Here is an 11,777-nt window from a genome sequence, read left to right on the forward strand (position 1 = left end):
CAGCGGCGTGCCGGCGCATAACCGACGATGCGGGCAGATGGATGCTCGCGGCAGTGACCCTTCCACACCGCAGGCCGGGCAGGGTCAGGTCAGGCATCCACGGGCCGGCCCTTCGAGGCGGCATAGTAACCCTGGGCATCGGAACTGGGAGGACTCCGTTCCACCTCCGCCTTGCGCATGACTGGAGAGATTTCCGGCGGGCGCCGCCTCCCGAGCAATGCTTTTCATGTTCGTTACTCTTCGTAAAATCGATTATTTCGATGGAGCCCATCTACGTATGAATGCAGGCGTCACAGTAGAGCTTTGAACAGCATCGGTGCAGGTCCGGAACCGTCATCGAGCCAAAAACAGCGGCAATGTCGGCTTTTCAAAGATCCATCTGGTCACACCGCCAAAGAGCCGCTCACGCAGCCGACGGCTGCCATAGGCGCCCATGACTATCATGTCGGCAGACGTGTCGATTGCGTGCTGCGCAAGCACCGTGGCCGCCGATTTGCCGGCACTTGGCAGAAGGTCAACCGACACCCGAGCACCGTGCCGAGTGAGATAGGCAGCGATGTCGGCTCCAGGCTCCGCGCCGTTCCCGTTGTAGTTGGCCTTCGGATCGACCAGGGCGACACGAACTTCCTCAGCAGCGCACAGGAGACCCAGCGCTTCTCGAACCGCACGGGACGCCTCGACTCGCGAATCCCAACCGACCAGGACGCGCCGTGGCCACAGCGTCGCCTCAGCCCCCTTCGGCACAACGAGCACCGGCTTCCCCGTATCGAACAAGCAGCCGTTGACCACAGGAGGTCCGAGATTCTCGTCGTTGAGGAGCCCCGGTCCGATGATCGTGAGGTCGGCGCAGAGCGCCCGCTGTCGTGCCACTTCACCGAGGCTGGCCGGATCGTAATAGTCGGTGTCAACGTCATAGGCGAGCGACATAGATTCCAGCAGTTTGTGGATATCTCGGGAGCGTTTTTCCCGTCTGACCGCGTTCTGTGTAAATCGATCGATTTGCCGAAACCGATCGTTCAATCTGGCAATTGCCTGTCCACGTGCTACCGGCCACTCGGAGACACCATCTCCGATCCGCCGATGCGACATAAGGAGCATCGGAGGGGGTATGATCAGTACGGAAAGGTGCGCGCCGATTTCCGCACACAAGCCGGCAGCAGTTCTGACGTCCTGATCAGAATGGTCAGCGCCGGTCAAACAGAGTACCGTTTTAAAGTCCATTTTCCTGTTTCTTCCTGAGTATCCGTTGAGGGCGTTTCAGGCCGCGAGACCGGCTCACAGCGCGAGGAAAGGGAGTGGAACCACACCCGGCACTCGATTCAGCCGTCCAGCTTCTCGAGCGAGTAGCCGGCCGACCTGACGGTACGGATAACGATATCGGTCGAGGCCGTCTCCAGCGCCTTTCTGAGCCGACTGATATGGACATCGACTGTGCGTACACCGACATGGATATTGGCCGGCCAGGCCCCCCCGATCAGCTCGTCCCTGCTGAAGACCGTGCCGGGCGCCTCGAGCAAATGCCGCAGCACGTTGAACTCGATCGGTCCGAGATGGATGTCATGGCCATTGCCGCAAACCCGGTGGGCATCGAGCTTCATCTCAAGGCTGCCATAGGAAAGCCAGCTGTCGTTTTCAATCGCGTTTGAACCCGGCTTCGGCAGCGCCAGCCTCGTCCGCAGACAATCGAGCAGCTTGGCCGGCGCCACAGGCCGCACAAAGCTCTCGTCAATGCCGGCCTTCAACAGATCGAGGTGCTGGTTCTCGGCGCCGGGCGCGATCAGGGCAATGATGGGCAGGCCGCCGGTTCGGGGCTCCCGCTTGAGCCGGGCGCAGATTGCGGACCCGGTAAGGCTCGTTGAACCGCAGTCCAGCACCACGGCCTGGAAGTCGCGATCGTCGGCCATTGCAAGTGCTTCCTTGGCGCCGCCTGCCGGCTCACTGACGAAGCCGTCCACCTCCAGTATGTGGCTGAGGAACAGATAGAACTCCGCATCTTGCGAACAGATCAGGACGCGTGGCTTCATCAGCGCTACCCCGAGAACCAAATTGGCCTCGACCGAGTCGGCCGCGTGGGCTGGCCATCGCGGCTCCTCAAGGCCTGACATGATCCTCTTGCTCGAAAATCGGTTTCATGCCCGTGCCACCTCGGGATAGGCGTCGATGGCTGCGATGGCATCGTCGACCAGTTTCGTACCGGCCGCGGCGAGTTTGCAGAACGTCTCGAAGCCGAACCGATGGACGTCGCGCACGGTCTTGGACAAAACGACCAGCCGCCCGGCGGTGAAAAGCACGCGCCCGAACCCCTCATGGCTCATTTCGATCATCGGCGATGCCATCAGGCCGGAGCGCTCCTCGATCGCAAGGGCGACGGCAGTGTAAAACTTGTCGAGCCTCCACAGCACGTCCGGATCGGGATCGCCGATGATTGGGATCGTACCACGCCGTTCCTTGCTGACGATGAAGTCGGCCAGCAACTCGGCGTCCGCTTTGCCGTCCCACGACCCGTGGGAATCTTGAGCAAGGATCAGCCGCACGAGGCACTTGACGAACGGGCTGGCAAGGGCCGCCTCGTCATCGTTGACAGCAGGGCTGATCGCGACTTCAAACATTTTGCTCTTTCCTTGTTTCAGTCCTCATCCTCGAAGGAGGGTTTCTTTTCGGCGACACCAGCTTCGGCCAGCACCTTGCGCAGCCAGGGCGGAGGACACGTTCTCAGCATCATCTGCGTGCGCAACAGCACCTCTTGGATGGTTTGTGGCTGCGGCACCTTGATTGGATGGATTTTTGCCGAAATAACCTTGGCTGCCGAAGGCCCGCCGATGGCCAGACAAAACAGCAGATGGCAGCCCTTCAGCGCCTCCACCTTCGGCGTGACGCGGTCATCGCCCTCGGTCCGACGCTTCCCGCTCTCATCGGAAACGTCATCGAAGGCCACGGCTTCCACGAGATGCCACTCCTCGCGCGTCACGTCGTAGACAGCAAAGCGCTTGGCCGACCCGAAATGGGCATTGAGATTCGTCATGTCTTGCGTGGCGATGGCTACGCGCAATGCGCCTGCCCGTCGGTCCGTCATCGGTGCGTGAACCTCGTCAGTGACGAGTGAGAGGCGACGAACGGAGCTCATCTGGCATTTCTCGTTTCCGGAATAGATCAAGCGCCTCAGGCGTCGGCGCGTGCTGGTTGGCCTGAAAGATATTGGCAACATCGAAGATCAGGTCGCGGGTCCCCCGATAGAGGATTGTGAGCTTGTGCTGGCTGCCGAGCCGGTCGAAGATCGGGAAGCCGACGCGCATGAGCGGAATGCCAAGGCGTCGCGACGCCTGGCGACCGTGGGAATGTGTTACGAGAAGATCCGCGCCCGCTGCAAGAGCTTCCAAATCGCCGAGATCGCCGATCTGAACCCAGTCCGCCGGTACTTTTTGCAGAATCTTCGACATATCGGTCGTCGTGACCGCCGCCGCGATGTCACAGCCCATGCCGGTGAAGAAGGTTGCGAGTTGATAGAGTTGGTCTGGTTCAGCAGCGATCGCAATTTTCTTGCCTCCGAAATGGAAATGTCCGTCGAGCAATGCATCCTCCAATTGCGCCCGGTGACGGCGAACCCGGGCCGGCACCGCCGCGCCCGAAACGGCCGATAGCAGCGAGACGAACCGGTCGACGGCCTTCAATCCGGTCAGCGACTGGAACACCGCGTAAGGCACGCCGGTCAACCCGTGCAGCGTTTTCGCCGGGTGGCGCATGTGCTCGCCGATGACGATGCATTGCGCGGCCGTGCCAAGCTCGCGGATTTCCTCGACGCTGGTGCCGCCATAGGTAGTGGTTACCCAGCGGTCAGGAACCGTGCCGTCGAGTGAGCCGGAGACGTCCGGCAGGATAACCGGCTTGAGCCCAAAACTTTCAACCATGTCACGCAAATGCTCGACGTCAGCGACAGTGAGGTTGCATCCGGGCAGGATCGCGATCTTCTTCGGCTGCCGGGTCCGTGCGCCCGACCGTGTAATCCCTTCGATCATCGCCGCGACAGCCTTGGCCCAGCCTTCTTCGATAGCGCCGCCGAAATCAGGCGTGTTGGCCAGCACAACCTCCGTACCAGCGAGCTCTTCCGCATGCTTCAGCTTGACGTTGGCGATATCACTCGCGCAGTCTTCGCCACGGGTCTCCACCAGCGCGGTCGTGCACACTCCTATCAGCTTTGGCTTAGTGCGGGTTTTGAGGTTGAGGATCGCCTCTTCCAGATGGTCCGCTCCGCCGAGTATGGTTGCCACCTCATCCATCGCCGTTGTCTGCAAGGGGATCGCTTCCTTGAAATGCCGCACGAAGAGCACGAGCGCGAAGCTGGTGCAGCCTTGGCTGCCATGGAACAGGGGCATCGCACCCTCGACTCCAAGAAAAGCGAAGGCGGCACCCAGCGGCTGCGACGACTTCAGGGGGTTGACCGCCGCTGATTTGGTATTGCGAAGGATGCGGACCATCGGATTTCCTCATCGGTCGCCGAAGCGGTGAGCCGTAGCGCCGGCGAATTCATTGAAGGCGTTCACAGCTGCTGTCCCGTTCTTCGTGCTCGCCAGATCGTCCTCCCCGGCAGGCTGGCAACCCCATGGCGCCGGCTCCCGCACCTGGTCCCAGATCGGGTTATGAATGGCGAGGTCGATCTGCCGGACAAGTTCCACCATGCCGTCATAGCCGGCATAAGGATGTTGGCGCTCCTGGTTGATATCGAGCCAGGGTGTCTTGGCCTTCAGCGCGATGAATTGCGTGCGCCCGCCCGACAGCATGATGTCGGCCTTGTGTTTTGAGAGCATGGTGTAGAGATCGCGCGCTGCCATCTGCTCGAACATGTGGTTTTCGTCCTTGAGGATCCGTTTGATCCGCTCCTTGTCTTCGACGGTGGATTTCTTGACCGAGGTGCCGACGATCTCCATGCCAATCTCCATCAGCGCGTGGACGACTGACCAGGACTTCACACCGCCTGTATTGAGCAGCACGCGCTTGCCTTGAAGCCGCCGGCGGTAGGCCTCGAGCTTCTTCCACGCAATCGCCTCCTGCTCGGCAATCAGCGTCTCTGTGCGATCGAGGATCTCCGCATCGGCGCCCTTCTTCACCAGCAGCTCAGCAATGTTGCGAAGTGCTTCGGAGGTATCGGTTATGCCGTAGAAGGAGCCCTCGAAGAACGGGATGTCCCAGCGCTCCTCCATCTTGCGGGCCAGATTGATGAGTGCGCTCGAGCACACCAGCATAGCCGCCCGGGCGCGGTGCGCGGATGCAACGTCGATGTAACGCGCATCGCCCGGAATGCAGGCGCGCACCCGGATGCCAAGCCGATCAAGCAGCGGCTTCACCAGCCAGAATTCGCCGGAGAGGTTGAATTCGCCAAGGACGTTGATGTCGTAGGGCCCGGCCTCGTCGGGTTCCACCGTGCCGATGACATGATCGAGCAACGCTTCGGCGGCCAGTTTGTTGCCGAGGTTCTTGGAGCCGGCCAAGCCCGGCGCATTGATCGGCACCACGGCCAAGCCGAATTTTTCGGCCGCGCGTTTGCACACCGCCTCGATGTCGTCGCCGATCAGCGCCGTGACGCAGGTCGAATAGACGAAGACTGCCGGCGGCGCATATATTTCCTTGATCTCGCGGATCGCCCTGAACAGTTTCCGCTCGCCCTGCCCCATCACGACGTCGAGTTCGGTGAGGTCGGTTGTAAAGCTTGTCCGCCACAGGGTTGGCCCGGACGAAGCTGCGCCTCTGTTGTCCCAGGAATTGCCCTCGCAGGCGAGCGGCGCATGGACCAGGTGCGCAACGTCGGTAATCGGCTGCAGGACGATCTTGGCGCCGTCAAAGGCGCAGCCGCCGGCTGCCGCCCCGGGGGTCAGCGGCTTCGAGCAGCCCTGCTTGCGCGCTTTGGCATCCTTGCCGCGGTTGTTATCGCAGGCGGGCTCGTCGAAAACGTCCTGGATCTTGGCACTGAGCGAGGTCATTGCGTCAGTCTCCGAAGTCCATTGGGCAATGGACGGCCTCGGCGAAAAGCCGGCACGGGCTTAGCGGGTGAGGTCATAGGAATAGTCCGTCACGCCCGTTTCGCTCGTCTCGCGATCGAGCTTGTCGAATATCTTGTCGAGGATCGTCGTCAGCACACGTAATCCACCCTGGTAGCCCATGAGGGGAAAGCGATGGTGATGGTGCCGGTCGAAGATTGGAAACATCAGCCGGATCAGCGGTGTGCCGGTGTCGCGCTCCAGATACTTGCCATAGGAATTGCCGATCAGCAGGTCCACCGGCTCTGTAAACAGCAGCGAACGCATCGCCCAGAGATCCTTGCCCGCCCAGATCTGGGCATCCTGGCCGAAGGACGAGGATGCAAGCAATTCCTTCATCTGGGCCTCCCAGGCCGATGTGCCGTTGGTCGCGAGGCAATGTGTCGGCTCGCCGCCGGTCTCCATGACGAAGCGGGCCATGCCGTAGACGAAGTCCGGATCCCCATAGATTGCGTACTTCTTGCCGTGCAGCCATGACTGGCTGTCCGCCATCGCATCAACCAGTCGGCCGCGCTCCATCCGGATTGTCTCGGGGATCTCTTGGCCGGAAATCGCCGAGATCTTCATCAGGAATTCGTCGGTCGCCTGGACACCCAGCGGATAGTGGAAGGATGCCGTCGCCTGCCCGACCTCGTTGCAATATTCCAGCGTCTTGCGGGTGTTGTAATGCTGCAGCGACAGTGTCGCCTCCGCGTTGAGTGCCCCTTTCACGTCTTCGATCTTGGTGCCACCGTCATACATGCGGTATTCGCCGTCCGACGGCGTGTCGAACTGGTCTGAGGCGTCCTGAATGACGGTATAGGTGACACCCATCAGGTCGAGGAGGCGCTTGAGTTCCCGGTTGTTTCCGACGCAGAATCCGTCGAAGCCTGGAATGATGTTGATGGTCCCAGCGGCTTGCGAGCGCTCGCTGCCCTTCCAGAAATGCTCCAGCACGCCCTTCACCATGCCGTCGTAGCCATCGACATGGCTGCCGACAAAGGCAGGCGTATGAGCGAAAGGCACGTCGAAGTCGCACGGGACCGAGCCTTCGTTCTTGGCGTTCTCTATGAAGCTCCGCAAGTCGTCGCCAATGACCTCGGCCATGCAGGTGGTCGAGACGGCGATCATCTTGGGGTCGTAGAGCTTGTAGGTATTGGCGAGCCCGTCGACCATGTTCTTGAGGCCGCCAAACACTGCCGCGTCCTCGGTCATCGAGGAGGAAACCGCTGACGAAGGCTCCTTGAAATGTCGCGACAGATGCGAGCGGTAGTAGGCAACGCAGCCCTGGCTACCGTGGACGAAAGACATGGTGCGCTCGAAGCCCGCGGCCGCGAACACCGCACCGAGCGGCTGGCAGGCCTTGGCGGGGTTTATGACAAGCGCCTCGCGAGCGAGGTTCTTTTCGCGGTATTCCCAAGTCTTGGTCAATTCGCGTTGGTCGCTGACGATCTGATCAGGGTGCGGACATTCGAAATTCAGCTTCTTCTCAGCAAGCATTTGTCTGTATTCCGGCTCGCGGAACAGGGGAGCATGGTCGAGAACTTTTTCGGCCGATTGCGGCATAGTGGTCACCTTTTCCATCTGGCCGCGGCAAGCGGCAGCACAGGGACATCGAAACTTTGAAGGGCCTCCGCGGATCGAGTGCCCCCGAGCATTATCGGCCTCCCTGCCTGGCAGGGAGGCCAGTCCTCATTCGGCGGCGACCGCCCTCAGCTGTACGTCCTTCGTCTTCTTCCACGGCGCGCGGTAGAGACCCCAGACCGGGTTGTTGATGGCCAGATCCATGTCGCGGGCGAAAATGGCGAAGCCGTCATAACCGTGATACGGGCCCGAATAGTCCCAGGAGTGCATCTGGCGGAACGGGATGCCCATCTTCTGTACCGGGTACTTCTCCTTGATACCGGAGCCAACGAGATCCGGGCGGATGCCTTCGATGAACTTCTCCAGCTCATAACCGGTGACGTCGTCATAGACGAGCGTGCCATTCTTCACGTAATGGCCGGTGCGCTGATAGTCGTCGTTGTGGGCGAATTCGTAGCCGGTGCCAACGATCACCATACCGAGGTCCTCGTAGGCAGTGATGACGTGACGGGGGCGCAGGCCGCCGACATAGAGCATCACCGTCCTGCCTTCGAGGCGCGGTTGGTACTTGGCGATGACGGCATCGACCAAGGGCCGGTACTTGGCGATGACCTTTTCGGTCTTCTCCTCGATTTCCGGGCCAAAGTGTTTGGCGATGTTGCGCAAGGAGGCCTCGATCTGGGAGGGGCCGAAGAAATTGTATTCCATCCAGGCGATGCCGTACTTTTCCTCCATGTGCCGGCAGATGTAGTTCATCGACCGGTAGCAGTGGATCAAATTGAGCTTGGCCTTGGGAGCGCGCTCTATTTCGGCGAGTGTGGCGTCGCCCGACCAGTTGCCGACCACCCGAAGCCCAATCTCTTCGAGCAGGATTCGCGAAGCCCAGGCATCGCCGCCAATGTTGTAGTCGCCGACGACGTTGACGTCGTATGGGCCGGACTCGAACGCGACATCGTCCTTGTCGAAGACCCAATCGCGGATCGCATCATTGGCAATGTGGTGGCCGAGCGATTGTGAAACGCCGCGGAAACCTTCGCAGCGCACCGGTACAATCGTCTTTTCGTGCTCCTTGGCTTTCTTGCGCGACACGGCCTCGATATCGTCCCCGATCAGGCCGATCGGGCATTCGGACTGCACCGAGATGCCGCCACTGAGCGGAAACAGGTCCTCGATCTCGTCGATGATCTTTTCCAGCTTCTTGTCGCCGCCGAAAACGATGTCCTTCTCCTGGAAGTCGGAGGTGAACTGCATTGTCACGAACGTGTCGATACCCGTCGTGCCGACGTAATAGTTGCGGCGTTGCGACCAGGAATATTGCCCACAGCCGACCGGCCCGTGCGAGATGTGGACCATATCCTTGACTGGACCCCACACCACGCCCTTGGAGCCGGCATAGGCGCAGCCGCGGATTGTCATCACGCCCGGAATGGATTTGATGTTCGATTTGACGTCGCATTCGGAAAGGCCCTTGTCCTCCCCTCCGGTCTCGTCCTTGCTCGTTGCGACACTGAGGTGCTTCTTGCGACGCTTCGCCGCCTTATCTGGATATTGGGACAGCACGTCTTCGATAAGCTTCGCATGCAAAGCGCCGTCATTTTCATAGTCGAGGCCCATGGGACCTGCCCCTTTCAAGGTTCGGGTAACGCCTCGCCGACGAGGCCTTGTTTCGTAGAAAGGGGCGCCAAGTCACGGTCGGCGCCCCCTGTCGGTAGCGGCGGTTACTGAGCGACGGCCAATTTCGCTTCCTTGGCCTGAAGCTCGGCAAGCATTTGCTCGTCCGTCTTCATGATGCCGAAGTCGAGCAGCATGTCCTCGAGCTCCTCCATGGTGATTGGGGTCGGGATGGTGCCCTGGCCCGAATTGACATGGATCTTCTCGGCCAACGCGCGGTACTCCCCTGCCTGTTTGGAGTCCGGCGCATACTGGATTACCGTCATCTTTCTCAGTTCGGCGTGCTGGACGATGTTGTCGCGCGGCACGAAGTGGATGAGCTTGGAATTGAGCCTGGCGGCCAGCGCCTCGGAGAGGTCGAGCTCGCGGTCGGTCTGGCGCTCGTTGCAGATCAGCCCGCCGAGCCGCACGCCGCCCGAATGGGCGTATTTCAGGATACCCTTGGCGATGTTGTTGGCGGCATAGAGCGCCATCATCTCGCCGGACATGACGATGTAGATTTCCTGGGCCTTGTTTTCGCGGATCGGCATCGCGAAGCCGCCGCACACCACGTCGCCCAGCACGTCGTAGGAGACATAGTCGACATTGTCATAGGCGCCGTTCTCCTCGAGGAAGTTGATCGAGGTGATGACGCCGCGGCCGGCGCAGCCGACACCCGGCTCGGGGCCGCCGGACTCCACGCACTTGATGTCTTTGTAGCCGATCTTGAGTACGTCCTGGAGTTCAAGGTCTTCCACAGAACCTTCCTGGGCGGCGAGATGCAGAACGGTATCCTGCGCCTTTGCGTTCAGGATCAGGCGGGTGGAGTCGGCTTTGGGGTCGCAGCCGACGATCAGGATTTTCTGTCCGAGGTCGACCAGGGCGGCTAGCGTATTTTGAGAGGTGGTGGACTTGCCGATGCCTCCCTTTCCGTAGAATGCGATCTGACGCAGACCTGACATGTTGCTTCCTTCCTTCTTTCCATCCATAGCGGTTACCGCGACTTCAATGCCGGTCGGCAGATCCCGCCGCCTCGCACCGATCGTTTCAAAACTCGTGCCAATTTGGCCGGCTGGATCGAAGAAGAAATTTTATGATTGCTTTTCAGCTGTTTAACATTTGGCAAAAATATTAAATTGGCTAAATAAACTTGTGTCGCGGGCCCGACAAAGGCGACAGGAGATGTCGGATGGCGTTGAGTGAGACGTCGGCCGCGGAGCCCGGAAGGAAGCTAGTTGTCAAAATCTGATGGAGTAGATGCCCCCTCGCGTCTTCACCCCGATTTGGTCGGTTTGCCCGTCGGGATTGTAGCTGCGGCCATCGGGCGCCACGTCGGATAATTTCGCGGGTCAGGCCTGGACTAAAGCAAGGGTCGTATGGCAGCTACAGCGGTCTGGTCGCTGAAAAGGGGACATTCTTGGAAAGGATCAGAATTGTTCAGAAATCGATCAAACGTGCGAGGCTTATAAGACCAGGATCAATTCCCAGCTCCGACATTGGAGCCTGCGCCGCCGCTGGATTACTGTGATAACTAACCTTCCACGTCACCGTTGTTGCATCGATGTGCTTGGTTGTTTCCTCGAGATAGGGCGCGTCCACCTCCGAAAGGGAGTGTCCCATGACGAGGATTCGACGCACTGATCTCAGGCTATGGAAGAACGGCTGCTGCTGCAGGATGATTCTGTCGGTCGGCTTGAACGTCGCCGAAAAATAGTCGTCGACGATCCTGTTGCCCTCAAGGACGCGTGTGTCCGCAGCCTCGACATCAACGCCGTGATTGAGGGAGTCCGCCAAAGTGCGCTGCCATGCATGGCCGAGCACGAGTTGGTCAGTAGAGCTACTGGCTTGCCCGTGAATGTGCAGAACCTGGCTATCGGCAATTCCATAAGCCTTCTGAAGTGTCGGCGTATAATTGAAGTTGAGATAACGCGCGGTCGGGTCGAGCGGTAAAGGTTTGTCGGTGAATGAATTGGCTGCGGGGATGCGAAGCTGTCGAATCCAATCGGCGAACCGTCCACGCATTGTAGAAGAAATAGCCTCGACGACGCGGTTCAGTTCATACTGATAGTCGTGATGGCCTGAATCACTCCAGTCCTCCGCTCCATAGGACATGAGAAATTGAGAGGCATAGTCAATAACCGTGTCGACATCGAAGTCGGCCAGCCTCGCCTCGAATTCCCACCAGAACGCGTCGTCGACTGCAAAATATGTCTCGACTTCGCGATAGGTGGCCAGATCGACTTCCTTGAGATATCGGCCGAAGTCCAGGTAATCCGATGGAATATCGTGATAGCGGTCAAAGCCATTGCCGATGATGTATAACGTGTCGCTCATCAGCCTGCTTTATTCCAGAGTTACGCTGAAGCTCGGATATGGCTTTCGAAATGCAGTAAGGACGCGATCGCGGGCGTGGTCCATTTCCCGGGCAGCGGCATCGGTCAACATGAAGGTCGGACAGGACCGATCGCCACAGCCGCACTGGCTGATCGCACCGGTTGAAAGCAAGGTTTTATAGCGGCGACGAAGGTGATCTAG

At 59.8% G+C, this 11,777-nt stretch carries 10 protein-coding genes and 1 pseudogene; all 11 read right to left on the minus strand.

The genetic code is table 11. The annotated features are described in order from the left end of the window. Positions 1–333 precede the first annotated feature (333 nt). Positions 334–1,221: a universal stress protein gene (locus C9427_RS31940; RefSeq protein ID WP_107652971.1), complete on the minus strand. Its 888-nt coding sequence runs from the start codon at positions 1,219–1,221 to the stop codon at positions 334–336. Between the two features lie 98 nt (positions 1,222–1,319). Then, entirely contained in the window at positions 1,320–2,105 is a 786-nt protein-coding gene (locus C9427_RS31945; protein ID WP_107652972.1) for a response regulator transcription factor, read from the minus strand. A 24-nt stretch (positions 2,106–2,129) separates the two neighbouring features. Continuing rightward, the gene (locus C9427_RS31950; RefSeq protein ID WP_107652973.1) at positions 2,130–2,609 is read right to left on the minus strand and encodes a NifX-associated nitrogen fixation protein; all 480 of its coding nucleotides are present in this window, start codon (positions 2,607–2,609) and stop codon (positions 2,130–2,132) included. A gap of 17 nt (positions 2,610–2,626) precedes the next feature. Next, on the minus strand, positions 2,627–3,124 hold the full coding sequence (gene nifX / locus C9427_RS31955; protein ID WP_010913613.1) for a nitrogen fixation protein NifX: 498 nt from the start codon (positions 3,122–3,124) through the stop codon (positions 2,627–2,629). After that, positions 3,090–4,472 (minus strand): nitrogenase iron-molybdenum cofactor biosynthesis protein NifN, encoded by a 1,383-nt coding sequence (gene nifN, locus C9427_RS31960; protein ID WP_107652974.1) that lies wholly within the window; start codon positions 4,470–4,472, stop codon positions 3,090–3,092. The genes nifX and nifN overlap by 35 nt, the downstream gene beginning before the upstream one ends. A 9-nt stretch (positions 4,473–4,481) precedes the next feature. Further along, positions 4,482–5,972, minus strand: coding sequence for a nitrogenase iron-molybdenum cofactor biosynthesis protein NifE (nifE, locus tag C9427_RS31965; protein WP_107652975.1), 1,491 nt, complete (start codon positions 5,970–5,972; stop codon positions 4,482–4,484). A 60-nt stretch (positions 5,973–6,032) separates the two neighbouring features. Then, entirely contained in the window at positions 6,033–7,574 is a 1,542-nt protein-coding gene (nifK, locus tag C9427_RS31970; protein WP_107652981.1) for a nitrogenase molybdenum-iron protein subunit beta, read from the minus strand. A 126-nt stretch (positions 7,575–7,700) separates the two neighbouring features. Beyond that, the gene (gene nifD, locus C9427_RS31975; protein ID WP_107652976.1) at positions 7,701–9,206 is read right to left on the minus strand and encodes a nitrogenase molybdenum-iron protein alpha chain; all 1,506 of its coding nucleotides are present in this window, start codon (positions 9,204–9,206) and stop codon (positions 7,701–7,703) included. A 104-nt stretch (positions 9,207–9,310) separates the two neighbouring features. After that, positions 9,311–10,204, minus strand: a complete 894-nt coding sequence (gene nifH / locus C9427_RS31980) for a nitrogenase iron protein (protein WP_006331760.1) — start codon at positions 10,202–10,204, stop codon at positions 9,311–9,313. 475 nt (positions 10,205–10,679) lie between these two features. Continuing rightward, a complete protein-coding gene (locus C9427_RS31985) occupies positions 10,680–11,576 on the minus strand; it encodes a bacteriophage abortive infection AbiH family protein (RefSeq protein ID WP_107652977.1) in 897 nt (298 codons plus the stop codon). Positions 11,577–11,585: 9 nt separating this feature from the next. After that, positions 11,586–11,777, minus strand: a pseudogene (locus tag C9427_RS34545) (hypothetical protein); the annotation flags it as partial.

It is taken from the genome of Mesorhizobium helmanticense (genome assembly GCF_003034915.1).
Taxonomy (GTDB): Bacteria; Pseudomonadota; Alphaproteobacteria; order Rhizobiales; family Rhizobiaceae; genus Mesorhizobium; species Mesorhizobium helmanticense.